Origin of the sequence: Leptolyngbya sp. NK1-12, assembly GCF_032598965.1 — a bacterium.
Classification (GTDB): Bacteria; Cyanobacteriota; Cyanobacteriia; order Elainellales; family Elainellaceae; genus Elainella.
This window is the reverse complement of sequence record NZ_CP053587.1, coordinates 1411307-1437073: the sequence shown is the minus strand read 5'-3', so window position 1 is coordinate 1437073 and position 25767 is coordinate 1411307. Positions and strand designations below refer to the sequence as shown.

The window sequence follows — 25767 nt, the reverse complement described above, 5'->3', positions numbered from 1 at the left end:
CCTAAATTTTGAAATTGTCGCTTGACTGTGGACTATACTCCACAGCTTACACTGAAACGAAATACATTGGACGCTCTATAAACTCATTCTTTGAGAAGATGCCTGAGCGTTATAGGAGGATTATGCGCGTTTTTGTCACAGGTGGTTCCGGGTTTGTTGGTCGCCGTATGATTCAGATACTGTGCGCTCGTGGAGATGAGGTGATTGCTTTGGCACGATCCGAGCGGGCTACAAAACAAGTGGCTCAATCAGGCGCTAAGGCGGTTCAAGGTGATTTACTAGACAAACAAGCAATGCTCCGAGGCATGCAAGATTGCGATGTTGTATTCCACATTGCAGGTCTTCTAAGCATTTGGGGTTCATACAAAGCTTTTTATGAAACCAATGTGGTTGGGACTGAGTGTAGCTTGGCAGCAGCACGAGCGGCAAATGTTCCGTGCTTTGTCCAGGTTGGTGCAGCAGCTTCTGTCTTCGATTGTCAACCCCTATCTCAAATCGATGAAACTTATCCGCTCAAGCAACCTAAATTTTCTCCTTACATTGCTACAAAAAGCATCGCAGAACAACGAGTGATTGCAGCAAATCGACCAGAATTTAGAACCTCGGTGGTTCGGCCTTCCTGGATTTGGGGAAATGGAGATCATGTATTGCCTCAGCTAGCAACAGCCGTAAATACCGGACAATTCATCTGGATCGACCAAGGCAATTATCCTTACATGACAACTCATGTTGCCAATGTTTGTCATGGAGCAATTCTAGCAGCAGAACGAAGTCCGGGCGGACAAGCCTACTTCTTGAGTGATGGAGATGTTGTGCAGTTTCGCAGATGGGTGACAACTTTGCTACACATTGTTGGAGTAAAACCAGGACAGTTGAGTATTCCAAGATGGCTAGCCTGGAATGTTGCTGGATTGATGGAAACAATTTGGAGAATAACACAGCGTAAAGATATTCCGCCAATTACTCGAACAATGGTTCGGTTGATTGGGCAAGAAGTGACCTTCACCGATCGCAAAGCGCAGCAAGAACTCGGCTATGTTCCAATTGTGACTCGCGATTCTGGGTTGACAGAGTTGGTAAATCTCTATCGATGAAATATGCATCTCATAACAAAACTAGATCCGGAACCTGAAACAGCGATTGATAGGCCAAGACAGCACCACCCACTGCCGCAGCATCCTCACCAAATGCCGATACGGTCAACCTAGCTTTGGGATTACTAAAGAACCCGTGTTCACCCTGGCGTGGCATTTGATTCCGTAATTGGTTGGTGAGGGTGTCTTTGACATAGGGAAACAAGACGGTCAAAGGCCCACCCAAGACAATTTGTTCTGGGTTGAGCAGACTAGCAACGCTGATTAATCCTCGTGCCAAAATTTCTGCCCACTCTTGCACAACGGTATGGGCAATGGATTCTCCTGCTGCCAAGCGCTCTACCAGTTCCAGTAAACTCGTTGCCCTGCCGCCCTGTTCACGATAGCGATTCAGCAAGTCCTCTTTGCCAACGCGATGCCCACACTCGTAGGGATTATCCTGTCCAGGGGGATCGCTCATCAGGGCGCTAATTTCTCCAGCCGTGCCATAGGCACCCCGAAAAACGCGATTGTTAATAACAATGCCACTACCGATACCGTTGTTAATCAAAATATAGAGCAAGCATGGGCTTTGTGTGGCATTACCTAGATATAACTCAGCTAACGCAGCCGCATTGGCATCATTATCAACAAATAAGGGCAAATCGAGATGGGGTTGTAGATAGTAGCGCAGATCCACACCGGACCAGTCCAGAAATGGCGCACGAATCACAACCCCAGCCAAGTTCAATACTCCCTGAATCGTTAATCCGACTCCCCTGAGCCGGAGATCGCTAGCAGGTTCAGTCTGACGAATCTGATTGATCAGCTGCACTAATGTTTCTAATACGGGCCGTGGTTCCGTTCCAACTAAGGGCTGCTGAATTCGGGCCACGATTTGCGCTGCTAAATCCAGCTTCACGACCGTCAAGTGCTCCGCTTCGATTGCTGCGCCAATAAAAAACGCCCCATTTGGGTTGAGCATGAGTCCGACTCCCGGACGACCGCTACCGCGAGCCGAAGAAACCTCCCCACTTTCCCGCACTAGCCCTTGCGCAATCAATTCTGCCGTGATTACCGTGACCGTTGAGCGGGTCAATCCCGTCAGGCGGGCCAGCTCAGCTCGGGCAATTGGAGCACGACAGCGCAGTAATTCCAGCAACCGTGCGGTGTTGATCTGCTTCAATACGGCAGGATGGCTGCTAGAAAACGACTCTCGATGGGCAGGCATAAAAATTTCATCTGTTAATTTGTTTATCTAACAAACAAATTAGCATAGAGATATTGATGTTAGAGAGTTGACGTTAGAGATTAGTTTATGTCACCCCAACCCGTAAATTTGGCACTGCCTAGGATTAATCAACATCCGCTCGATCCGCGGATTGCTCCCCAATCTCCCTATACGGCGCTGATTTTTGACTGTGACGGGACGCTCGCCCACACCCTACCTGTACATTTTCAGGTATGGCAGGCTGCCTTAGGCAAATTTGGAGCTGTGTTAGCCCAGGACTGGTACTACGAACGTACTGGCTTAACCGCAGCCGCGTTTGCAAAAGCGTTCAATCAAACCTTTGGTCACGCCATTGACGAGCAGAAACTCGAAGCAGAACGACAGCAGCAGTTTGCCCGCCTGATCCATCAAGTACAAGCCGTACCCGCTGTGGCTGCCATCGCTGAGGCAAACTATGGCAAAGTGCCAATGGCCGTGGCCTCAAATGGGCAAAAATCGGTTGTCGAATCCACTATCGAAGCAATTGGGCTGCGTTCGCTGTTTGATACCATCGTCACGCTCAACGATGTCGCAGCGGGCAAACCTGAGCCAGATCTATTTCTGCTGGCGGCTGAACGGATGGGAGTTGCGCCCTCCGACTGCATTGTCTATGAAGATAGCGATCTGGGGCTGGAGGCCGCTCAGCGGGCCGGTATGCGCTGGATTGACGTGCGCATTCTAGAGAGCAATATAGGGAGCAATATAGGGAGAGATCTATGAAGCCAATCAAGCGCCATTCTGCTCCAACCTGGATTGGCGTAGCTCTAGCGTTTTACGCCTTTATTGCCATCGCGGTTGCCGAGAGTGGCTTAGGAGTGCTGTTGCCCTCGATCTTAGCGACCTACAATCTGACCACCGCAACAGTTACCGCGCTCTTCTTCAGTCAAATCAGCGGTTATGTCGTCGCGGCCCTTACCAGCAGTTTACTGAGTCATCGCATCGGGTTAGCACGGATGATTTTGCTGGCCGCTGTCAGTATCACGAGCGCCTTGTGCATCTATGCTGCAACCCCATATTGGACTGTCATGGTAATTACAGGCACGCTATTAGGACTGGGAATTGGGCTAGTCGATGCCGGCATCAATACTTATATGGCGCACAATCAGCGCAGTGCTAATTTGATGGGATTGCTGCATGCTTTCTACGGGATTGGAGCGCTTTCAGGACCAGCCATTGCCACGACCCTGCTGACGATGGGCGTGAGTTGGCGGTCGGTGTATTGGGTGTTTGCTGGGATTGTTGGCCTGTTAGTAATCGGTATGCTTTGGGTCGTTTCTCAAGCGCATCCAATTATGCATTCATCAGCACCAATCTCTGATCAAAGTGCAGTAACCAATCTTCGTCTGGCGTTGCAAGAACCGATTGTGTTGGTTGCAGGCTTACTGCTGCTGGTCTATGTGGGGACCGAAGTGTCGCTAGGAAATTGGGCCTATACTGTTCAAACCATGAGTCGCAATACCCCCGTCGCCGTAGCAGGCTATAGTATCACAGCCTACTGGTTCGGATTGACGTTGGGCCGATTGAGTATGGGGCAATTGATGAAGCAGATGGGCGCAATTCGGCTGATTAACAGCTCTCTTACCCTACTCACGGTTGGCCTGTTGATTTGGTGGCTCTTTCCTAATCAACTCTGGAGTCTACCATTGATTGGATTTTCCCTGGCAGCGATTTTCCCTACCACGATCTGGCTGATGCCGCGCCGCGTTCCATCGGCATTCGTTCCGGCAGCAATTGGCTTTTTAACCAGCGTTGGCAGTATCGGAGCCGTCAGTATTCCCACAACCGTAGGTTGGCTAGCAAATCAAATCAGCCTGGAAGTCATTCCTATGTTCATGGTTCCGCTCGCAGTGGTAATGCTAATCCTGCACCGCTGGCTAGTCAACCATGCTCCTCTGCGAGAGGTTTAAACCCAAGGGATTAGCTCTAGCTTTACCCATAGGCAGAGGCAGCCTTAGCCGTTGTCAATTACGATAAATCCAGTAAATTTTAGATGCGATCCCATCGATCGAATTGGCAATTATGGATTTTAAATATCGCTGGAAAAACGGAGCACCGCCCACTCGGGACGAAGCAGCCCGCCGCGACCACTTGCTGGACGAAAGTCAGTTTGAAAACCAGAACGATCAAATGCTGGCAGAAGATATGGCTAGAAAGCATTTGAATGTTCCATCCCGCACTATGGACGCGGACCAGTCAATCTTGCCCCACGGTGATGACTCTAGCCAGGCAGATGTTGATCAGCCTTAGGTGTACTGTTTTGCTTTCAGGCGAACATACTTCGGGTGAACATACTTCAAGTGAACATACTAGGGCTGCGACTCAGCCATTGGCTCCACCGGCAGCCTATGGAACCGTATCTGGTCGCCTGGGCTGACCGTTGGGTCCACTGGCGGCAGTAACAGTAGCAGGGCCACTAGGATGGCATAAATCCACAGAATCATTCCTAAGACGTTCGGTTCTGTTTTCTCTTCCGGCTGCTTCTCCGAAATTTTTTCATATTTAATAGTAGATTCCTGCACAACTTGAAAACCAGGTTCCCTGACTTCGATCTTGATTGTATTTTTTGGGTCGCTCATTGCTTTTCTCCTCTGGTGCTGATTCCGGTAACTCAGCCATTAGTGCTCCCACCCATACCCAGCAATTAGCCGCAGAATGAACTGGCTGAACGCTGCTCCCTTCAACCATGAGCGGTGCTGCATCCACCGTGCTGATCGCTATTACTCCACCCACAGCCAACAGAGCATCAATTAGATGAACAAAGAATATGCGGCACATAGGGCTATTCCTGGATTGAATGAATTGAGCTTGATATCAGAGTAAAGAAACCTACTGCCGAACTCATGCAGGCTTTCTGCCAATCTGCTTGCCGATTTGCGTCCAGTTGCTTTGCCAAGCTGGAAGCATCGCTTGCCGAAACCTGCAAATGAGACCTGCAAATAGAAACTGTAAATAAATTCGGTGGGTATGGGACTGACACCTGGATCGGTCTGGTACGCTATTGGAAAAAATCAGTGAACGCGGCCCAGACTCAAACCTTAGGGCTGGCGTCTATTAGCTAGAGACACTGGAGCGATCATGGGGAATCGATGCCGTCCTATCTTCAAATCACTGCGCTTTGCGGTCTTGGTTTTGTTTGGCTTTCTGCTGTTCAGTTTGATACCTGCTCCTCAGTCAGTTCAATGGCTCAGTGAATGGCCAGCACCTGTAGGACCAGCAGGATTGGCCCAGACAGCTCCCAATCCAGTACTCCAGCAATCAACCCAGCAATCAGCACAGCAGTTAGTACAGCAAGGCGTCGAGCGCTATCAGGCAGGAGATATTGCCGCTGCGCTTCCGCTCTGGCAGGCGGCTCTGTCAATCTATCAAGACAGCCAACAGCTTGAGCAGGCAGCCATTGTGCTGGAAAATCTGGCTCGCGCCCATCAGCAGATCGGCCAGGTTTCTGAGGCACTCACCTATTGGCAGCAGGCAGTAGATATCTATCGGCAGCTCGGCCATCTCCAGCAGGCGGGCCGAATGCTGACCGAGCAGGCCCAGGCTCTAAGTCGGTTAGGACAAAATCGACAGGCTATTGCCCTGTTGTGTGGCGATGGAACAACGTGCAGTGTCAACAGTGCCGTAGCACTGGCCCAACAAAACAACGACGACATCGGAACAGCGGCGGCCCTGGGCAGTTTGGGTGAAGCCTATCGGCTGATTGGGGATTACAATCGAGCGATTCAGGTTTTGCAGCAGGCGCTAGCGGTCGTCGAAACGCTTGAACAACCTACCTATCGACTCGCCACCTTGAATAGCCTCGGCAATGCCCATGTGAGTCTAGCCCAGCTTAGCTATCGGCGCGCCAACTCAGCAGAACAACGGGGCGATCGGCAGGAAGCAACCCAGCGACGGCAAATCGGACAGCAAGCCGATCGGCAGGCATTGAGCTATTTTCAGCAGGGGTTGATTTTAGCCGAGTCGGATTCTGGCCGAAGTTCCAGTCCAACCTCTAGTCAACTGCGGGTCTTACTGAGTTCGGTTGCCCCCTTCTACCGTACCGATCAACCTGATGCAGCCAAGGCTGCCGTGCAGCAAGCCCTCCAACTGTGGCAGACCCTACCCGATTCACAAACAAAAGCCTACGCCGCAATCGATCTAGCGCATCTGTTGCAGCCAAGCACAGTTACTCAACGGGTTTCTCCGCTCCAGTGTTTAGCAGAGGCGGTAGCACCAGAGGCGGCCCAGCTTTTGCAACAGGCGATAGAGATTAGCCAACGGATTGGTGATCGACGGGCTGAATCGTTTGGGTTAGGTGAATTAGGACATCTCTATGAATGCCAAACCAACTACACTCAGGCGCTGAACCTGACTCAGAAAGCGCGTTGGGCCGCAGATCAAGACTTGCTGGCAAAGGATAGCCTCTATCTGTGGGAGTGGCAAACCGGGCGAATTTTGCAGGCCCAGAAGCGGCAGGAAGCCGCCATCACCGCCTACGAACGCGCCATCGCCACCCTAGAGACGATTCGTGGTGACCTCCTCTCAGCCAATCGCGATCTCCAATATGACTTTCGGGACACAATTGATCCGCTCTATCGAGAGTTGGTCGCTCTACGGCTAGAGCAGGGCGGCACCCAATCTGCGCCAACCTCCCTCCAGCAGCAGGCAAATGTTTCCCAAGCACTGGAAACGCTAGATTCGCTAAAACTGGCGGAACTACAAAATTACTTTGGCGATAACTGCATTGTGGTTGCCCCCACCCAAGCAACAGTTGCCAATCTAGGAGCAGATCAAAATACTGCCGTATTTAATTCCGTGATTTTAACTGACCGCACTGCAATTATCGTTAGCCTACCACAAGGTAAACAGCAGATCCATTGGATTGAACTTGAGCAGGATACTATCAGCAACACAATTAACGAATATCGGCGTGAACTAGAACGCGATTATAAAGTCTTTGATCCACGATATGCCGAAACCCTCTACGACTGGATCGTGGCTCCCTTTGCCGATACACTAGAACAAGCGCAGATCAGCACCTTGGTGTTTATTCAGGATGGCATTCTCCGCAGTGTACCGATGGCAGCGCTTTACAACGCCAAGACACAACAATTCCTAGTCGAAACCTACGCCATTGCCACGACGCCAAGCTTGACCCTCACCGACGCCAAACCGCTAGAACGCGAAAATCTCAAAGCTCTGGCCCTTGGGCTAACCCAGTCTACAACCATAGACACCCGCTCCTTTTCGAGCCTGGACAACGTTGCTGGCGAAATTAGCGAGGTGGAACGCCAGCTTCCGGGCAGCAAGCCCCTCCTCGATCAGGAGTTTACTCGCGAGCGGATCAAGCAAGAGCTAGAACAAGAAGCCTATCCAGTCGTGCATATCGCTACCCACGGCGAGTTTGGCACCGAACCCGAAGATACCTTCCTGGTGACCGGCAATGCCCAAAAGTTAACCATTACTGAATTGGATCAACTGCTGCGGGCAGCCAAATACCGCGACCGGATCGAACTGCTCGCCTTAACAGCATGCCAAACCGCCACCGGAGATGACCGAGCCGCCTTGGGGCTAGCGGGCGTTGCCATTCAGGCCGGTGCTAAAAGCGCCCTAGCCTCTCTCTGGTTTGCCGACGATGCCACCACCGCCAAAATTGCTGCCCAATTCTATGGCTACCTCAAAAACAGCACCGACAGCCGCGCCGCTGCTCTGCAAAAAGCCCAAATTGAAGTGATTCGCGCCGGCGGAACAACCGCCCGCCCAGCCTATTGGGCACCCTTCATCTTGATTGGCAACTGGCTGTAGGGCAACCCAAACCCATCCTGCGAGAGAGGTCAAGCTCTATTGACGGGCAGATAATGACAGCTAGGTGCGAGGGGTAGAATTCGACCACATAATTCCCCATAGTTTAGTCATAGCGAACTCTCCCTCTGATCGCATATCGTCAGGGGGATATCAAGTTTTGAATAGGGCCATAGATAAAGCTGTAGATAAAGCTGTAGATAAAGCTACACATAGAGCCATGCTAATACGCAACGCTTGGATCCGTTTTATTGCCGTCTTTGGGCAGATTTGGCACTTCTTGAGCCAGCAGTTTAGTCGCCTCTGGCAATTGTTCAGCACTCTGCTGGGATACGACCGCGAAGGCTACTTCCTCGATGCAGAGCCTACCAGCCAATCGCCCAGTCAACCCAATCCAACAATTGCGACCCCAACGCCAGAAACCAAACCCAGCCCCACGCCAACTTCAGAACGTCCAAGTCGGTCGCGATCTAACCGAAATACAAATAGCAAAGAGATGGATTACTACCGCGACTTGGCACGGCAAATTAGGCCGAAAGCATAGGAGCCAGAAAAAGGCAGGAGAAGGCAGATACTTGTGCATCTCTGCGGTCTGCTTTTCTCAGCGCGCCATTCCTTACCGCTGTGCTACTTTGCGGATCGCCTCCAACAGTTCGGTTGGATCAACAGGTTTAGAGACATGCGCTTGAAAATCAGCCGCAGCGATTTGGGCTTGTTCTTCCTCGCGCACATAGGCAGTCAGAGCAATTGCCGGAATTTGGCCAATTGGTCCTGGCAGGGCACGCACTTGGCGAATTAACCAGTAACCATCGGCGTTAGGCATGCCAATATCACTAATCAATAAATCAATGGGTACATCCACCGAGCTGTTACGCAACTGCTCCAGGGCATCTTTAGCTGAATAGGCAACAGTCACCTCAGCACCGTAACTTTGCAGCATGAACTGCGTTAACTCGACCGTATCTTCTTCATCATCGACTGTGAGAATGGTCAATCCCTTCAGGAGTTGATCATCGTTTAATGTCACTCCACTTCCAATGGCTGGCACCGGCACCGGATCAATCAGCGGCAGACAAATTGTAAACGTGGCTCCCTTGTCCAATCCCTCGCTGCTGACCTGAATGATCCCGTCATGCATCTCCACCAAATGCTGCGCAATCGCCAACCCCAATCCCAAGCCACCGTGCGCCCTAGTCCTAGAGCCATCCGCCTGCCGGAACCGATCAAACACATGGGGCAGGAATTCGGGGCTGATGCCCTTGCCGGTGTCGCTGATGGTGATTTGAGCGTAGGATGAGCGAGGGGATGGCGGCTCGTGAGCCTCGCCGAACGAGGGAGATGGGGGAGTATTCTGGCTCCTGGCTCCTGCCCCGACTCGTTCCAACTTAATAGTAATTTTTCCGTTATCGGTAGTGAACTTAACGGCATTCGATAATACGTTCCAGATAACTTGTTCTAGCCGTTCTGGATCGCCCAGGACTTGACCGGTGGTGGAGTCGAATTCGGTGATGATTTGAATGGATTTGGCGTTAGCGCTGGGCTGGATGTCATCAATGGCGGATTGCAGGACTGGAATTAAATCAACGGGCTGGCGATTCAGAGAGAGCTGATTTCGGGTGATGCGCGAGATATCGAGAATATCGTTGATCAGTTTGGTTTGCAGACGGGCATTTCGTTCGATCACATCGAGAGCTTTGCGAATCGTTTCAGGACTAGGCTGCTGTGTTTTGAGGATGTTGGCCCAGCCCAGTATGGCGTTGAGAGGCGTCCGCAGTTCGTGAGAGACAATTGCTAAAAATTCATCCTTGAGTTGGTTGGCTCGTCGCGCTTCCAGATAAAGCTGCTGATTTTCCAACTCGATTTGCTTGCGGGCAGAAATATCTTCGATCAGGCCGTCAATTACCTGGATGCCGTCAACTTCGGTGACGGTTTTGCTGAGGCGGACCCAGATCAAATTGCCATTGGCCTGCCGGATCTGGAATTCGCGGTCGCGCATACTGCCATTTTGCTGGAGTTGAGACAACAAAAGCCGATAGTCTGGTGGAGCAAAATAGGTCGCTAAGCTCTGATTGGCTGGCACTTGCGTCAATGCACTCAGACCCAGCAGGCGCAAAAAAGCAGGATTGGCATCGATCAGCGCTCCTTCGGAGGTGAGGCGATACACCCCAACTTCTAACCGATTGGTGAGGGTTTGCAGCCGTGCTTCGACTCCGGCCAGTTGACGCCGTATAGAAGCCCGCTCCAGTGCCAAACGAATCGCCGCCGGTAGGCGCACATAGTGACTAGGCGATTTAATGATGTAGTCATCCAGTCCCGATTTCATTGCTTCAACGGCAATTTCCTGGGAGCCGCTGTTGGTAAACATAATCACCGGACGTTCCGGATAGCGTGCCTTGAGGGTCCGCAAAACCGTCAGTCCATCGCTCCAGCGCAGCAAATAGTCGGTAATTGTTAGGTCAAACCGGCCTGCGGTAATCGCCTGCTCTAGCATCTCCGGCTGACCCACTTCAGTAATTGTCAACTCGGCAAACGCCCGCTCCAGTTCGCGCACGATGAGCGTCCGGTCTTGGGGGTTGTCGTCGATTAGCAGCAGGTGGAGCATGGGAGAAGAGATGAGAGGGAAGAAGACAAAGATTAGGAGTTAGGAATCAGGAGGTATGAGCCAAAAGGGCGATGAAGACTGTGAAATTTGGCTTGAAACTTTCTTTGGAAATCAGAGTTTGGAATATTGCTTAGAATACTATTTGAAACATTATTGTATTGATTGAAAAATCAACATAATAATTAAAGACCATAACCACAATTCTATATCTTGATATTGTACAGGCATTATGCAGGCACTATATGTATAAGGAAGCCGAATAGGAGTTGTACAGACGATAGTTTTGGTGGAGCAGTGCGCTGACGCAAATTGCCCTTCTAGGAATGAGGGCTGATCAATCAGACTTTTCGGATCAGCTGTTCTCCCATTTCAGAGCTTTCCTTAAAATTTAGGATCATAACTTAAACTACATCTCCCCCTAGATAGATTTACAGTATGCTCTGTCAAAGTGCAGGATCACATTTTAAGAGCTTGTTTGTAAACAAAGATTGAGATCCCCCTAAATCCCCCTTAAAAAGGGGGACTTCAGAGATTTGACTCGCTTGTTGTAAACAAAGATTGAGATCCCCCTAAATCCCCCTTAAAAAGGGGGACTTCAGAGATTTGACTCGGTTCCCTCCTTAAATAAGGAGGGTTAGGGAGGATCAGATGTGAAGTCGATTCTAGCCTCTTAAAATTCATTTACAAGCAGTCTCTAAGTAGATCAACAAGTAGATCAACCCGGTTAAACGGTAGATGCAATGCGGGCATCTTGACCGCTCGCCGTTGATGCGCAGGTGAGAGATGAAGCCGAGACAATCGGATTGCCACAAAATGCTGTACAGGCTCTCAATTTGAGCGGAGGTGCGGTTTTTCATTCAGGACGATCCAGTGCAGGTTAAGCGTATGGACAATTTGGACTAAGTCATCAAACGCGAAGGGTTTCACCATGTAGGCGTTGGCCCCCAGGTCATAGACATGGTTGATGTCGGCATATTCTCTGGAGGCGGTCAGCACAACAACGGGCAGACGTTTGAGAGCCGGCTGTTGGCGTAACCACAGCAGCACTTCCGCCCCCGATCGGCGCGGTAGCTTGAGGTCGAGCAGAACCAGGATGGGCAGCGGATGTAGCATCCGGTCTTGATAGGCTCCTTCTCCGGCCAGGTAGGCCACAGCGCTATCGCCATCGTTGACAACTTGCACACCAATCTTGACCTCGGCGCGACGAATCGCCCGCTGAATTAGCAGCACATCCTTGGGGTTATCCTCCACCAGCAAAATGATTTCCTGCTCGTCACTCATACCCTTACTCCCTGCCCTTGCTCATGTCACTGATGCTCCTTACGGGTGCTCCCTATATGCTTCTGCTGAAGTTATGTCTCTTCTACACTGGGCAACTGAATCCAGAAGCGGCTGCCTTCACCGAGCTGCGACTCGACACCGACTTGGCCGCCCATCCGTTCCACGCCCTTACGCACAATCGCTAGACCAATGCCCGTACCAGGGTAACTTTCACTACCATGTAGCCGCTCAAATACATTAAATATACGGCTCTGCGCCTCAGAATTAATCCCAATACCGTTATCTTCTACCCACAGCTTAACGGAACCAGCCAATATTTCCGCCTTAATTGTGATCTGCGGCACTACGTCTAAAGGCACAAACTTCAGCGCATTAGTTAATAGATTGGTCAGCACCTGCATCAAAATCGTTCGGTTCGCCAGCACCTCGCCCAAGGGTTCCAGCAGGTTGACAACCGCCTGCCGCTGCTGGATTTGTGGCTGTAGCTGCTCGGCTACCTCCATCACCAATGCCGTCAGGTTCAGCGGCTGGACCGGCACATCCACACGGCTGAGCTGGCTGTAGGTGAGCAAATCTTGAATTAAGCGATCGGCATAGCGGCTGCTTTCCAGAATCCGCTGCAAATGGCCCAAACTGCGGTTGTCGAGCTGTTGGCTGGTTTCTTCGAGCAGCAGAGAACTAAAGCCCTGAATCGCCCGCAGAGGTTCCCGCAGGTCATGGGAAACGGAATAGGCAAATTCTTCTAGGGCTTGGTTAGCGGCAGCGAGCTGGGCGGTACGTTCCTGAACCCGCTGTTCTAAGGACAGATTGAGGCGCTGCACTTCTAGTTCGGCCTGTTTGCGGCTACTGATGTCTTCGATTAGGCCATCCAGGACAGTTTCACTATCGAAGCGATTCAGCGTTGTGCTGATCAAGGTCCAGACAAACGAGCCATCGCTGCGGCGCAATCGCACCTCCCAATCATCGCGCTGGGGCGGCGGCAGTTGGCTGAGCTGGGCATAGCGTGCTTGCAGATCAAGGCTATTTTCCGCTTGGGCTTGGCTGAGGGAATCGTAGCCCAATAGCTCTAAAAACGACGGATTACACTCCAGCAGTTGCCCCTGGGCATTAGCCCGAAACACCCCCACCCGCAGTTGATTCAACAAGCTCTGCAAGCGAATTTCCAACTTGGCCGCCTGCCGCTCGCGAGCCGACCGCTCTAGCGCCACCTGCACCGCTGCCGAGAGCCGCACCCGCCGACTTGGCTCCTTCAACACATAGTCATCGAGTCCGGTTTTCATTGCCTCGACCGCAATTTCTTCGCTGCCTGTGTTGGTGAACATAATCACCGGACAGTAGGGATAGCGAGCCTTCACCATCCGCAGCACCTCCAGCCCATTGTTCCAGCGGATCTGATAGTCAGTAATTACTAAATTAAACGCATTGGCCGCCATTGCCCGGTCAAAACTCTCCTGATCTCGAATCTCTTGCGCTTCTAATCGAGGAAACTGCTGCTGCAACTCGCGGATAATCAACACCCGATCGGAGGGGTTGTCATCCACAATTAATATGCGTATAACCTGATCTTGCTTTAATGTTTCAGTCATCACCTACACCATTCGACGAGAGAACGGCCCCAGGCAATGCAATCCAGAAGCGACTGCCCTCACCAAGCTGCGACTCCACTCCTGCCTGACCGCCCATGCGCTCTAGCCCTTTACGCACAATCGCCAAACCGATGCCCGTACCGGGGTAGGATTCAACGCCATGCAGCCGTTCAAACACGCGAAAGATCCGCTCTTGATGTTCTGGTGCAATGCCGATACCGTTGTCTTTCACCCATAAGCGTATCAGGGTAGGGGGTGGGGGAGATGCGGCTCGTGAGCCTCGCCGAACGAGGGGAGATGGCGACCCGTGAGCCTCGCCGAACGAGGAAGATGGCGGCTCGTGAGCCTCGCCGAACGAGGGAGGTGGGGAAGCCTGGCTCCTGGCTCCCGTCGGCTGACGCTCTGGGAAGCCTGGCTCCCGTCGGCTGACGCTCTGGGAAGCCTGACTCCCGTCGGCTGACGCTCTGGGAAGCCTGACCCCTGACCGCTGATTGCTCTCATTTTGCCTCCTGTCGCCTGTTTCCTCTCTCTCCTGATTGGCTAAGGCTTCTGCCCAGATCTCTATCTTTGGAGTTACGTCGGCAGGTACAAATTTGAGGGCGTTGCTGAGCAGGTTGGTCAGGACTTGGATGAGGGTAGTGCGGTGAGCTTGGACGGGGGGAAGCGGGGAATGGATGTGGATTTGGGCATGGTGGGCTTGGATCGATTGCGAAAGCTGTTGCAAAACTTCGCTGAGGGCTGCATCCAGGTCTACGGGATAGAGGTTGATTTCGACGCGACTGAGGCGGCTGTAGGCTAGCAAATCGGAAATCAGGGTGTCCATTTGTTGGGCACCTTCCATGATGTAGTCGATGTAGCTCTGCCCCAGTTCATCGATTTGGTCGGCACAGTCTTCTTGCAGCGCTTGGGTGAAGCCTTGCAGGGTGCGCAGGGGTGCCCGCAGGTCATGGGAAACCGAGTAGGTAAAGGCTTTGAGGGCGTCGTTGGCGTCCTGAAGTTCGGCAGTGCGGTCAGCGACACGCTGCTCTAGGGTGGTGTTGAGTTCTCGCAGGGCGGCTTCGGCCTGTTTGCGATCGGTAATGTCAAGGGCGGCAGTAATCACTAAGCGACGGCCATCGGGTAAATTGCCAATTGGGGCAGAAAAGAACTCCCAAATCCGCTGCTCTCCGCGAGCGGTGATAATTGCAATTTCGCCTTCTTCGACCCGCTGGTCAACTTGGTAGAGGGTGTTAATTTTGGCGCGGATGCTGGCTTGGACTGGGCGTTGCTCACGGCGATAGGCCAGATTGATCCAGTCGTCTACAGTCGGCATATCCGCCTGAGTGTAACCCGAAAGCTCGGTCCACATGCGGTTGATCTGTACCACTTCGCCGCCCTCGGTATGCAAAATCAGAGGCAGCGGCGCTTCTAAAATCACCCGGTGCAGCCTTTGTTCACTCTCCCGCAGTTGGTTGCGTTCTGCTTCCAACTGCCGAAACAGTCCCTCACTTTGTTTGGCCTCTCGTTGCCGTCGCCAGGCATCTCGACGCAGCAGATAATAAATTACTCCAATCAGCAACACACCTAGGCCATTCACGACCGCAAAGGTCGCCAGCACCAAACTCAACATTCTGGCTGATTGCTGCTGGCGCTGCTGTAAGCGCTGGTTTTCCTCAGCCTGCATCACCGCCACCTGCTGCCGCACCTGATCCATCAACTCCCTGCCGCGCTCGGTTTGGTTCGTGAACTGAATCGCCGCCTCTAAGCCTTGGTTCCGCCGAATCTCGATCTGGGTTTGCAGATAATCGAGCTTGGTTTCCACCTCCTGCTCTAGGGCTTGCAGCCGCTGCTGCTGGAGTGGATCATCGCTAGTGAGCTGACGCAATCCCTCTAGCTGCTGATTTATGCGAGTCACCGCATCCCGATACGGTTCGAGGTAATTCTCTTTGCCGGTTATTACATAACCCCGCCCACCAGTTTCGGCATCCTTGAGGGTAGACAGGGTTTGTTCCAATTGGCTCAACACCCGATAGGTCTCGTTGACTTGCTGCTCATTGTCAAACAGGGCTTGCGTGTTGCGATACGAGACCGCCGCATTCACCAACAGCAGCGCCAAAGCCGAGCCTAAGCCCAGAGTCACCGAGCGGGGAAGTAATAGAACCATGCCCTAAACCTCACCTGAGAGGGGCATTTCTAGGGTACTGTGTTTTGTCAGGTTTGCCTCTTGCCCCTGCCTCCTACATCTCCCATAAGTCGGGAACTTTGAACCCTCTTGCTTATTCTCACCGTCCACCAGCATCGTCTGCGGCTTGTAATACCAGTTCTTAGTTTTGAGTTTTGAGTTTTGAGTTACGGACCCTGCCCAATCTAGCCGGTTGAGCTTGGTGATCTGTAGCCCAATCAAAGGGAAATGGTATAAAACGACTCGCTCGTTTGATGAACAACGATCAAAAGTCCCCCAGGTGGGGGACTTAGGAGACAGGGGATTTGGGGGAGTCAATCCCTCACGTCGTTGCTTCAGCCAACTCCAACCCTCCCCACAGGTTAGCGCCATACAGGCCGATAAAGCGATTGAACAGCCACATCTCGTGGTTAATGGTTTTATCGAGTTTATCGAGCTGTTTGTCGAGATATTTGTCGAGTTGGACGCGATCGAGCTGGGACAGGTGCTGCACCTTGCGCGTCAGGGCTTCCAGATAGGGCAAATCCTCGATCAGGGTTAACAGGGAAGCAAAGTGGAGGATGGGTTTGAGAGCGGGTTTGTACCAGTTGAGGTTGCTGTAGATGTCTACGCAAAATTGGTGTTCCGTGCCACTCAGAGGAATGGCATTAAACAACACAATGATTATCTTATCGCCATAGACCGGAATTCCCAATTCCACCGTATAGGGCGTGTGCAGCGTCAGCTTGACTTCGGCTATCGTTTCGCGCCAGATCCGCAGAATGTTCAGCGGCGAATCCAGCATGGTCTGAAACGTGACGATACCACCCTGCTCGGTTTTTTCCAGCGAGCTAACTTTAACCACCTTCAGGTTATTCAAACTAAAGCTATGGATGGTTTCCAGATGCTTCAGATTCAGCAGATGATAGATTTGTGCCAGATAGGGATAGGGCAAAAGATAGGACTGGCTGATCAGGTGGTAGGGTTGCAGTTCGTCCATGCGGGCTTGGGCCGCAGCCAGATGATTTTGAGCCGGATAAAAACTGAAAGGTAATTTGGGTGGGGCTACCTTTTGCGGCTGGGGCTGAGGTTGGGGTTTGAGCGAAACCCAACTTAGAAACAGTACAAAAATAGCCAGTAACACCAATCCTTCGGTGAGGGAGAGATAGCCATCCTTGAAGGCAGCAATACCGCGGTCGCTGAAGCTAAATATCCAGGCTAGAATACCAATGAGCCAAATTGCACGCTTTAGCTGAATCGTGAACTGATCGGCTTCTAATGCACCTTCGGATACTGGCTCAGATACTGGCTCAAATGCTGGCTCAAATACTGACTCAGGTGCTGCCCCAGATACTGGCCCAAGCAATGGCTCAGACAATGATTCAGACAATGATTCAGACAATGACTTAGACAATGACTCAGACGGGTGGTTAGATGCAACGCTCATATTGCTGTTGCTGTTAAAATTATCAGACATAGTTTCAGAACCTTCAGGTGATTTTCAACGGTATGCCTGGGTCGCCATTTGCTCGGCATCTAGTCGGCATTTACTTGCATTGGTAATTGACGGCATCTCTCCAACAGCTAGGGGCGATTCAAAACAGCCACCAATCAACGCTGAGCAGCACTCGCTAAGGGCACCATTGCAGGTCTCGCTTTTGCTTGGTTAGATGGAATCAGTTCCCAACCTGCTTTTAAGAGCATTTGGCAGGTAGCCCATCCTTTAGAACCTCTGGGAATGTCATAGTCTGGTACACTCAATCCCGGAAAAGCAGTGTATGGCTTCCACGGCTCATGGGGCTGCAAACGCATATGCAAAATCTTTTCGCCATTGGTTGCAAAGCCTTCCAACCAGCATATTTGTCCAGACATAATAAATTCCTCAATTCAGCAAGAGTTCAATTGATCCTTGGCTATACCTAGCCTGAATCGCTTCATAAACTCTTATCTATAGTGCTATCCTAAAAAAGCTCGAATCTGTTCTACCCGAAGGAGAAGATTAGGCTAGTATGTTCAACTCCAAAGATGGAGATGATAGCAAGACGAAAATAACAAACGAAAACGAATGATTATCGCTATTTCTTCCAGAAAGTTGCAAATCTACCTATAGGCTAGGGATCAAGTAACTCGCTGGAGCAGCCGACGCAACAACGCCGTCTGGATATCCAGCGTTTTGTAGCCAACCCGATCAAACAAAATCGTTACTTTATCGCCCTCATAGCGCAACACCGTTCCCAAGCCCCATTCCTTGTGGGTCACTTGAGAATTCAGAGCATAGGGTTGATGGCTGGACGCTTCAACGCTCACTCCGGCTTTGCAGTTATCACAGTTATTGCAGGGGCTGTTGTACTGTTCGCCAAAATAGTTGAGGAGATACTCCCGTCGGCAGCCTTTCACATCGGCATAGCTCCGCATCATCTCTAAACGCGACTGTTCAAATTTCTGTCGCTGTTTCTGCGCTTGAGTGATTTTTTCAGCTACGTACTGACTTACTGCTTCTAGGTTATCTATTGGTTCACAAAAGCTGATTTCTCCTGACGGGGATACCTCTAGTACATCAATTTCCGTCAGACTATTCAACAGCTTATTTAGCTTTAGTTTAGACAATTCAGTCTTTTCCTGGAGCTGTTTTACAGAAATGGGCTGAGGAGACGTTGCAACTGCTGTCAGCATCAAGCAAATAACTTCTGGCTGAACCTCGCCCCGACCTGAAAAGAAACGCTTGAGACTCAAATCGGCTGGATTGTAAAACAGAACTGCTCTAGCAGGTTCCCCATCCCGTCCGGCCCGACCGATTTCTTGATAGTAAGAATCAATAGAATCGCTAATATCAGCATGAAACACAAAGCGAATATTGGGTTTATCAATTCCCATACCAAAGGCCGTAGTCGCCACCAGCACCTCAATCTCGTTCTGCATAAAGGCCGTTTCAAACTGCCGACGCTCAGCCGCCTTCATCCCGGCATGATAAAATCCAGCCCGCACCCCGGCCTGCTCTAGCACCTCTGCCAACTCCTCCGTGCGCCTTCGGGTGGCCGCATAGACCAAACCCGGCTTCTCGGCTCGCAGCACCTGCTGAATCAAATAGGCTTGCTTATCATCATCCTGCTCAAACCGCTCGACGCTAAGTTCAATACTAGGGCGATCAAATCCCTGCACGATTACCGCCGGTTTTTTCATGCCCAATCGCTCTATGATCTCGGTCTGCACCAAGGGAGCTGCCGTTGCCGTCAGAGCTAAAATGCGCGGATGTCCCAACGACTCGATCACCTGCCCCAGCCGCAGATAGTCAGGCCGAAAGTCATGGCCCCAAGCGCTGACACAATGCACTTCATCGATCACAAATAGCGTCGGTTCAGCCGTCTGCAATCGCTCAAACGTTTCGGGGTTACTGAGCTGTTCTGGCGCTAAAAACAGAAACTCCAGATCGCCCTCTTCCAACTGCTCAAAGGCTTCTTGCCGATCTGAGGCGGAAATGGCCGAGTTAACCACGGCAGCATCGCCAATCGGCTGGGTAGCAATCGACTGTGCTTGGTCCCGTTGCAGCGCCACCAGCGGCGAAACCACCACCGTGCAGCCCGGAATCAAAAAAGCGGCGATCTGATAAATCGCTGACTTACCGGAGCCAGTAGGCATAATTGCCAGCGTATCCCGCCCCGATAAAACCGCTTCAATCGCCTGTTTCTGCCCAGGTCGCCACTCTGAAAAGCCAAATCGCTCCTGCGCGACCCGTTCGAGGTTTAGTTGTTTTTTTGCCATTGCCAAGCTAGCTACCGTGATTCAATCGCCTGAGCCGGATGGGTGCTCCAGTTTTGCACCTCACTGTTCTTGAATACAGCTTCGGCTTGCTGCACTTCGGCGTCGCTGCCCTCGACAATCACCAGATTTTGGCCAGTGCTGAGAGCTTCCGCGTACATTCTAGCCTCAGTTTCCGGGACGCCCAGCTTCATGAATGCATTCGCCATATTGTTGAACTCTGCCAAACTCAAGCCCGTACCGGCAAAACCCGCCAGCAAAGCTGTACCCACCGAACCAACGGCAATAATTGCCCCCAATCCGGGAATCGCCAAACTGCTTAGCCCCACCAACAGCGAACCCCAGGTAGCACTCCGAACTGCATCGGTAACAATGCCAGTCGCCGACCTAACCTTCTGATCGCCCACTTCATCACTCACCTCAGCCCCTTCTACGTTCTGAGAGTCGTCCGCATCTCTGGCAATCACCGAAATGCGCTCCATTGCAAAGTTATTCGCTTTTAATTGCTGTAGCGCCTCTGCCAGCGATTCTTGATCAGAAAAAACCCCAATTCCTCGCATCTGAGCTGTTTGATTAACCATATTCTTTTATCCTATTTCCACTTGTCGTTCAAAGACTCTTTCGTACAAATACATTCGACAAATACACTGTACCTATCAACAGCGCTTTACCAATTTCTCCAATTTCTACCTTCGACTAACTTTATGCAAATGGTTCAAATAAACCTTAATCACATGTAAACATTTATTGCAGCAACCTTGGTCGGTCTAAAGCAGGAAATCCAGCTATTTTGCCCTGAGGATAGCTACTGCTAGAGACATAGTTTTGGTAAAAGAGGAGAGTGAAGCAGAACACTGACTGAACAAATTTGGCATTAGGGAGACAGGAGTCAGGCTTCCCAGAGCGTCAGCCGACGGGAGTCAGACTGCTTCCCCATCTCCCCTCGTTCGGCGAGGTTCACGAGCCGCCACCTCCCTCGTTCGGCGAGGTTCACGAGCCGCCATCTCCCTGTCCTCAACAAAACCCACACTCCCGCAAATAGCAGTCAATTGCTCGCTCCAACGACGGCAACAAAATTCCCCGCTCACTGCTGAGCACACTATAGCTGGGCCGAGGAGCAGCCAGACCCAAACTTTGCAGCGGACGCGCTTCAATCCCGTGGGTATCTAATCCAGCCATTTTAGCTGTAAAACGGGCCAACTCAGCCCAAGCCATCGCTCCCGTGTTGGCCAGATGCCAAATACCGCATTCGCCATCGATCAGCAGATCGAGCGTAGCGTGAACCAAATCGGGTACATAGGTTGGTGAAACAACCGCATCCTCAGCCGCTACAAACGATTGGCCAGAGGCGAGCGCTCGCAGTGCAATCGTCAGAAAGTTGTACTCATCCCAGGGGCCAAAGAAAGCACTCGTGCGGATCACCAGCGAGCAGGGATGAAGCGACAGCACCCACTGCTCAGCCACCGCTTTGGTGTAGCCATAAACATTCAGTGGCGATACTATATCGCTTTCTAAATAGGGTTGAGTTTGGTTGCCATCAAATACCAAATCCGACGAGAAAGTCACTAGCGCGATCTGGCGCTCGACACAGGCTTCTGCCAAAATCGCGACCCCTTCTGCGTTAATTTGCCGACAGAGCAGGGGGTGCTGTTCTGCCTCATCTACCCGTACATATCCTGCCGTATTGATCACTGCCCAGGGGTGCCACCATTCCAACGCTCGCTGCACCGACAGCGGATTGGTAATATCTAACTCTTGCCGCGTCAGCAACCGATAGGGAATCCCCCGCCCTTGACAAACCCGTGCAAACGCCCGTCCCAATGTTCCCGTCGCTCCCGTAATCAACACCGGTTTAACGCTAGTAACCGCACTTTTCCCTAATGGATTGCCGCCTATTCCTCCCGTTTGGCGAGGCTCACAGGTTGCGTCCACTCCTTTCTCATCTACCGGCGGATACAGCAATCGTTCATCCCGTCGCCACCAGCCCGGTACATCCAGCAGCGGATGGTCGTAAGGCTTGCCTTGAGCCAAGTAGCGCATCATGGCAGCGAGAGCCGTCGAGCGGGGTTGAGGAGCACGCAGATCGAACACACCAGGTTCGTAGTGATGCTCCACGCGAGTCAGTAAACTGTTCCAATCGTAGGCACCCAGCAGCGACCAGACCGTCACAGCCCGGATGTCTACATTGGCAGCGCGCAGCCGTTGAGCGGCGTCCCAGACTTCCTTCAGCCAGCGTAACTGCTCCTCGCGTGTACAGCCCAAATGCACTTCAGTAACGGCCAAGGGTAACTGATAACGCTCCCAGACTTCCTGCAACAAAGCTTGAGGGCCAGCAATGCCGTCCTGCCGCACCCGTACCGCTTCAACATCAGCATATTGATGGCGTCCGTTACCACCGTGAGTATGGTTTGGGTAATGCTCTAAGCGTTCGTCGAGAAACCGCTCGCTCGTCAGATAGTGGTTAATGCCGAGAATATCGGGCGGACAGGCAGAATCGAGAAACCACTCCAACTCGGATTGCTGAATCCCTAAAGACTGGAGATAGGACCAGAGCGGATGGGCAGAATCTAACCGCCCACACAGCAAATCAAACGTCAGCCAGCGCCGCTGATTCTCGAACTCGGCCTGATAGGCCAGTAGCGGTGTACTAAAGGTTTTGCCGAAATCCTCGGTTTGCACGAGTTTCGCCTCTGGATTCACCCGCCGGATCGCCTGCATCGCCAGCACCACTCCACGACATTGCTGCAACAAAGTCCGAATAAACGCAACATCATCTCGGCAATGAGGGTACCAGTAGCCATAGAGGCTACTAAAGCGAGCCGTGGTCAAGGGTTCATTGACCGGTGTGTAGTGGCTGATCCAGGGATAGCGTTGACTCACCGCCTGGGCAAATTCCGCTAATTGGTTGGGAAAGGCCGGATCCAGCAAATTGGTATGGCGAGGGCCACTGCCGTGGTGTACCAGCCCTACAATCGGACGAATGTTTAATTGACGCAACCGTTCCAGCCGCTGATCCGCCCAGGACCAATCGGCCTGCTCTAATCCATGCGGCGCAATCCGCTCCCACAGAACTGGATAGCGAAGCGTGCGAATACCCATCTCGGCAAAGCGGTCTAAATCATCCAGGCGATGGGCGTGACCATTGCGGTCTAGTTGATCAAAATAGATATCTCCAACTCGATTTACTGTGCATTCCAAACCAGCCCACAGTTCCAAAGGTGCAGCTTCTGTATTCGTCGCCATAGCGTTTACTGCCGTATTTCGAATAGACACGCACTCTTAAACCATCAGCATCGCTTTATTAGCCATTTGCTTATAAACTGTCAGTGCCTGAGCCACGCATTGATCCATGTTGTAATACTTGTAGGTTGCTAAACGCCCGGTGAAATATACACCTGGCGTTGCGTCAGCAAGGGTTTTGTATTGTTTGTAGATCTCGGCGTTCTCTGGACGGGGTACCGGATAGTAGGGATCGCCTTCGGCTTTAGGAAACTCGTAGACAATGCTAGTTTTAGCGTGCTCCTGACCAGTCAGGTACTTAAATTCGGTGACACGAGTGTAGAGATGCTCGTTCGGATAGTTGATTACCGGAGCAGGCTGGTAGACTGGCATGTTGTGAGTTTCATGCTTGAAATCCAGTGAGCGGTAAGGCAGTTTGCCATAGCGGTAATCAAAAAACTCATCGATCGGACCGGTGTAGACCATTTCGCGGCAAGGAATCCCTTTGACAATTTCCCGATAGTCAGTGTTGAGCATCACCTTGATATTGGGATGGGACAGCATGTGCTGGAACATCTGGGTAAAGCCGTACAGCGGCATTGCTTGATAGGTGTCAGTAAAATATCGGTCATCTCGATTGGTGCGGGTCGGAATTCGGGCAATCACTGACTTATCCAGCTCAGATGGATCGAGTCCCCACTGCTTGCGGGTATAGCCTCGGAAAAATTTCTCGTACAGCACTCGTCCCACTTTGCTAATCACCACATCTTCCGAGGTGCGGATCGACTCACGCGGTTCAGCCAGGGATTTGAGAAAATCTTCGACTTCAAACGAGTTGAGATTAAGGCCGTATAGGGTATTGATAGTATCTAAGTTGATTGGAATCGGAACGAGCTGTCCATCTACACTGGCCCGCACGCGATGCTCATAGGAACGCCATTCGGTAAATTGAGACAAATACTCAAATACCTCACGGGAATTTGTGTGGAAAATATGAGGACCGTATTTGTGCACCAGGATACCCGCCTGATCATAGTGATCGTAAGCATTCCCTCCAATATGGTTACGCCGATCCACAACCAGCACCTTCTTACCCAATTGGGAAGCTAGCCGCTCAGCAATCACGCTACCCGAAAACCCAGCTCCCACAATCAAATAGTCAAACAAATACTCACGCGTCACCACTCCTGGAGCACCTAACCCAGCCGATTGAGCTATTTCGCCGTTGTTATTTTTGCCATTAGCGCTATTTCTAGCAGCGCTATTACTAACGCTATTCTTGATATCAACAGCAATATTGCCATTACTGTAAGCACCAGCACTATTCGAGCTGCTTGCATCTGTTAAGCTAGCTTGTTTTGCGTCGATTGTCTCCTCAATCAACTTCAACATCGAGGCCCAGGTGCGGTCCCAGGAAATTTGTTCTAGAAACGCATCAACTCGGCTGAGCCAACCCGACTGATGAACATCCATTTGCATAGCGATATCGGCAGCGACCACGAACTCAGGCACCGTATCAGCAATATACACCATGCCCTGCTGCCCATAGGGACGCACCACATCTTGGATAGAGGTCGATACAACCGGTTTCCCCGCAGCCAAATATTCTGGTGTTTTGGTAGGGCTAATGAAACGGGTAGACTCATTGCGGGCAAAGGGCAGTATGGCCAGATCCCAGCCGGCCAAGTAGGTCGGTAGTGCCTGGTAGTCTTTGGCACCCAAATAGTGAATGTTGTCTTTCTGAGGTAAGCTGGCCGGATCGATTTTAACCACCGGGCCAATAATCACCAAATGCCAATCCGGTCGAGCTTCGGCCACGCCTGCCAGCAGTTCAATATCCATGCGCTCGTCAATCACACCAAAGAAACCGAGCCGAGGATGGGGAATAGCAGCCTGATCGGGTGGCTCCTGAGTTAGAGTGCGAGCTTGGGCAAAGTGGGGCACATCTACACTGCTAGGAAACGCATACACATTCGGGTGCTGATCGCGCTTGACTGCATACAGGCTCTGACCGCCGGTAAATACCAGATCGGCTCGTTGCAAAAGTTGAGTCTCACGGTTTTTGAGGGCGGCAGGAGCGTTTTTAAAGGCTGACAGCTCATCCATACAGTCATACACTACTAGCAACGGCTGCAAATGTTCAGTAAACGACAACGCCATTGGAGTGTAGTACCAGCAAATATAGTGCTGAATGCTGTGCTCTGAAAATAGATTGTCTAGCAACAATCGTTGAGTGGTCTGCATTGCAGCTTCACTCAACCCTTCTGGCAAATGGGGCACTACGACCCACAGATTGCCAATCGGATTGCTCACTTGCACATGAGCCAAAATCTGCGGCTGCACGATCGGTTCTTCGATAAAGAAAACTCGTCGAGCTTGAGCACAGCGCGTTAGCAAATGTTGAGGCCGTTGAAACACAAAATTCCAGCGCAAGTGAGATAAGCAAACTAGATCGGGAAGGCCAGTCGCCGTTGGACGAGATGCCGTCTGGGTAGACAACGAATCAGCCAACGAGTCAGTAAATTGGGGGCTAGATAGATATAAACTTCTAGAGGCAAGCGGATTAGCCGATACGCTTCCATTCTGCGAATTAGGTTGAGCGTCTGGGTTGTGAGAATAATTAGAGCCGTAATCGCCATTGCCATTTTTCGGATTAGTATTTTGCATATTAGATTGAGTCATTGTTTAATCCCAATTACTTGACGTTGATCACCGGCGCTACTCATGTTGAGCCAGATTTGTCCCCATTTTTGAATCAAGAATTTAAAGCAAGGATCCGAAGCAGATTGACAGAGATGAAAGTAACAGCCCGAAGCAACGGTCCAAAAGATCAGAATAAATATCCCAGGGGAATATCTAGAATAAGCTCAGGAAATTGTTCGCTCGATCAGTCGCCGTGAAGCTCTATCGCCACGGATGAAGATTTTCACCATCAATTCTTGGTGATATGCTCTTACTATATAAGAATGCGTTTATAATTATTATGCTTCTACCTAAGGAAACAGGAGCAGCAAATCAGGTCCTCTAACTAGAGAATAGAATTTAGCTAAATTAACCTGTTA

18 protein-coding genes are annotated in these 25767 nt (G+C 51.3%); 6 read left to right on the top strand and 12 right to left on the bottom strand.

All coding sequences use genetic code 11. The features are described from left to right. Positions 1-122: 122 nt before the first annotated feature. Complete coding sequence (locus HJG54_RS33950) at positions 123-1094, top strand: NAD-dependent epimerase/dehydratase family protein (RefSeq protein ID WP_316436348.1); 972 nt, start codon at positions 123-125, stop codon at positions 1092-1094. A gap of 10 nt (positions 1095-1104) precedes the next feature. Here the strand turns inward: HJG54_RS33950 and HJG54_RS33945 are convergent, their stop codons facing one another. Then, the gene (locus HJG54_RS33945; protein ID WP_316436347.1) at positions 1105-2304 is read right to left on the bottom strand and encodes an ROK family transcriptional regulator; all 1200 of its coding nucleotides are present in this window, start codon (positions 2302-2304) and stop codon (positions 1105-1107) included. An 87-nt stretch (positions 2305-2391) separates the two neighbouring features. On the opposite strand from HJG54_RS33945, the gene HJG54_RS33940 reads away from it, so the two are divergent. The 3 genes from HJG54_RS33940 (at position 2392) to HJG54_RS33930 (ending at position 4590) form a co-directional block, all read left to right on the top strand. Next, positions 2392-3063: an HAD family hydrolase gene (locus HJG54_RS33940; protein WP_316436345.1), complete on the top strand. Its 672-nt coding sequence runs from the start codon at positions 2392-2394 to the stop codon at positions 3061-3063. Then, positions 3060-4250: an MFS transporter gene (locus HJG54_RS33935; RefSeq protein ID WP_316436344.1), complete on the top strand. Its 1191-nt coding sequence runs from the start codon at positions 3060-3062 to the stop codon at positions 4248-4250. Before HJG54_RS33940 ends, HJG54_RS33935 begins: the two co-directional genes overlap by 4 nt. A 112-nt stretch (positions 4251-4362) precedes the next feature. Next, positions 4363-4590 carry a hypothetical protein gene (locus tag HJG54_RS33930; RefSeq protein ID WP_316436343.1) on the top strand — a complete coding sequence of 76 codons (228 nt, stop codon included), beginning with the start codon at positions 4363-4365 and terminating at the stop codon, positions 4588-4590. A 59-nt stretch (positions 4591-4649) separates the two neighbouring features. Here the strand turns inward: HJG54_RS33930 and HJG54_RS33925 are convergent, their stop codons facing one another. Beyond that, on the bottom strand, positions 4650-4919 hold the full coding sequence (locus tag HJG54_RS33925) for a hypothetical protein (RefSeq protein WP_316436342.1): 270 nt from the start codon (positions 4917-4919) through the stop codon (positions 4650-4652). Positions 4920-5418: 499 nt separating this feature from the next. Here HJG54_RS33925 and HJG54_RS33920 point away from each other — a divergent pair, with 499 nt between their 5' ends. Together HJG54_RS33920 and HJG54_RS33915 are read left to right on the top strand one after the other, a co-directional pair. Beyond that, the gene (locus HJG54_RS33920; RefSeq protein WP_316436341.1) at positions 5419-8124 is read left to right on the top strand and encodes a CHAT domain-containing tetratricopeptide repeat protein; all 2706 of its coding nucleotides are present in this window, start codon (positions 5419-5421) and stop codon (positions 8122-8124) included. A 217-nt stretch (positions 8125-8341) separates the two neighbouring features. Then, the gene (locus HJG54_RS33915) at positions 8342-8665 is read left to right on the top strand and encodes a hypothetical protein (RefSeq protein WP_316436339.1); all 324 of its coding nucleotides are present in this window, start codon (positions 8342-8344) and stop codon (positions 8663-8665) included. 72 nt (positions 8666-8737) lie between these two features. Here HJG54_RS33915 and HJG54_RS33910 read toward each other — a convergent pair whose 3' ends face one another. The 10 genes from HJG54_RS33910 to glf form a co-directional block, all read right to left on the bottom strand. Then, entirely contained in the window at positions 8738-10723 is a 1986-nt protein-coding gene (locus HJG54_RS33910; protein WP_316436338.1) for a response regulator, read from the bottom strand. Between the two features lie 828 nt (positions 10724-11551). Beyond that, positions 11552-12004, bottom strand: coding sequence for a response regulator (locus tag HJG54_RS33905; protein ID WP_316436337.1), 453 nt, complete (start codon positions 12002-12004; stop codon positions 11552-11554). A gap of 71 nt (positions 12005-12075) precedes the next feature. Then, positions 12076-13590: a sensor histidine kinase gene (locus HJG54_RS33900; RefSeq protein WP_316436336.1), complete on the bottom strand. Its 1515-nt coding sequence runs from the start codon at positions 13588-13590 to the stop codon at positions 12076-12078. After that, the gene (locus tag HJG54_RS33895; protein WP_316436335.1) at positions 13583-15733 is read right to left on the bottom strand and encodes a CHASE3 domain-containing protein; all 2151 of its coding nucleotides are present in this window, start codon (positions 15731-15733) and stop codon (positions 13583-13585) included. Before HJG54_RS33895 ends, HJG54_RS33900 begins: the two co-directional genes overlap by 8 nt. Positions 15734-16073: 340 nt before the next feature. After that, the gene (locus HJG54_RS33890; protein WP_316436333.1) at positions 16074-17207 is read right to left on the bottom strand and encodes a hypothetical protein; all 1134 of its coding nucleotides are present in this window, start codon (positions 17205-17207) and stop codon (positions 16074-16076) included. 134 nt (positions 17208-17341) lie between these two features. Then, positions 17342-17602 carry a hypothetical protein gene (locus tag HJG54_RS33885; RefSeq protein ID WP_316436332.1) on the bottom strand — a complete coding sequence of 87 codons (261 nt, stop codon included), beginning with the start codon at positions 17600-17602 and terminating at the stop codon, positions 17342-17344. A 246-nt stretch (positions 17603-17848) separates the two neighbouring features. After that, positions 17849-19489: a RecQ family ATP-dependent DNA helicase gene (locus tag HJG54_RS33880; RefSeq protein WP_316436331.1), complete on the bottom strand. Its 1641-nt coding sequence runs from the start codon at positions 19487-19489 to the stop codon at positions 17849-17851. Positions 19490-19500: 11 nt separating this feature from the next. Then, positions 19501-20067 carry a hypothetical protein gene (locus tag HJG54_RS33875; RefSeq protein WP_316436330.1) on the bottom strand — a complete coding sequence of 189 codons (567 nt, stop codon included), beginning with the start codon at positions 20065-20067 and terminating at the stop codon, positions 19501-19503. 433 nt (positions 20068-20500) lie between these two features. Continuing rightward, the gene (locus HJG54_RS33870; RefSeq protein ID WP_316436329.1) at positions 20501-22729 is read right to left on the bottom strand and encodes a family 1 glycosylhydrolase; all 2229 of its coding nucleotides are present in this window, start codon (positions 22727-22729) and stop codon (positions 20501-20503) included. A gap of 36 nt (positions 22730-22765) precedes the next feature. Continuing rightward, positions 22766-25387 carry a UDP-galactopyranose mutase gene (glf, locus tag HJG54_RS33865; RefSeq protein WP_316436328.1) on the bottom strand — a complete coding sequence of 874 codons (2622 nt, stop codon included), beginning with the start codon at positions 25385-25387 and terminating at the stop codon, positions 22766-22768. Positions 25388-25767: the final 380 nt, after the last annotated feature.

Excerpts from the sequence above, each read along its gene's own strand:
- HJG54_RS33950 (WP_316436348.1), top strand. The coding sequence starts at position 123 with ATGCGCGTTTTTGTCACAGGTGGTTCCGGGTTTGTTGGTCGCCGTATG.
- HJG54_RS33945 (WP_316436347.1), bottom strand. The coding sequence starts at position 2,304 with ATGCCTGCCCATCGAGAGTCGTTTTCTAGCAGCCATCCTGCCGTATTG.
- HJG54_RS33940 (WP_316436345.1), top strand. The coding sequence starts at position 2,392 with ATGTCACCCCAACCCGTAAATTTGGCACTGCCTAGGATTAATCAACAT.
- HJG54_RS33935 (WP_316436344.1), top strand. The coding sequence starts at position 3,060 with ATGAAGCCAATCAAGCGCCATTCTGCTCCAACCTGGATTGGCGTAGCT.
- HJG54_RS33930 (WP_316436343.1), top strand. The coding sequence starts at position 4,363 with ATGGATTTTAAATATCGCTGGAAAAACGGAGCACCGCCCACTCGGGAC.
- HJG54_RS33925 (WP_316436342.1), bottom strand. The coding sequence starts at position 4,919 with ATGAGCGACCCAAAAAATACAATCAAGATCGAAGTCAGGGAACCTGGT.
- HJG54_RS33920 (WP_316436341.1), top strand. The coding sequence starts at position 5,419 with ATGGGGAATCGATGCCGTCCTATCTTCAAATCACTGCGCTTTGCGGTC.
- HJG54_RS33915 (WP_316436339.1), top strand. The coding sequence starts at position 8,342 with ATGCTAATACGCAACGCTTGGATCCGTTTTATTGCCGTCTTTGGGCAG.
- HJG54_RS33910 (WP_316436338.1), bottom strand. The coding sequence starts at position 10,723 with ATGCTCCACCTGCTGCTAATCGACGACAACCCCCAAGACCGGACGCTC.
- HJG54_RS33905 (WP_316436337.1), bottom strand. The coding sequence starts at position 12,004 with ATGAGTGACGAGCAGGAAATCATTTTGCTGGTGGAGGATAACCCCAAG.
- HJG54_RS33900 (WP_316436336.1), bottom strand. The coding sequence starts at position 13,590 with ATGACTGAAACATTAAAGCAAGATCAGGTTATACGCATATTAATTGTG.
- HJG54_RS33895 (WP_316436335.1), bottom strand. The coding sequence starts at position 15,733 with ATGGTTCTATTACTTCCCCGCTCGGTGACTCTGGGCTTAGGCTCGGCT.
- HJG54_RS33890 (WP_316436333.1), bottom strand. The coding sequence starts at position 17,207 with ATGTCTGATAATTTTAACAGCAACAGCAATATGAGCGTTGCATCTAAC.
- HJG54_RS33885 (WP_316436332.1), bottom strand. The coding sequence starts at position 17,602 with ATGTCTGGACAAATATGCTGGTTGGAAGGCTTTGCAACCAATGGCGAA.
- HJG54_RS33880 (WP_316436331.1), bottom strand. The coding sequence starts at position 19,489 with ATGGCAAAAAAACAACTAAACCTCGAACGGGTCGCGCAGGAGCGATTT.
- HJG54_RS33875 (WP_316436330.1), bottom strand. The coding sequence starts at position 20,067 with ATGGTTAATCAAACAGCTCAGATGCGAGGAATTGGGGTTTTTTCTGAT.
- HJG54_RS33870 (WP_316436329.1), bottom strand. The coding sequence starts at position 22,729 with ATGGCGACGAATACAGAAGCTGCACCTTTGGAACTGTGGGCTGGTTTG.
- glf (WP_316436328.1), bottom strand. The coding sequence starts at position 25,387 with ATGACTCAATCTAATATGCAAAATACTAATCCGAAAAATGGCAATGGC.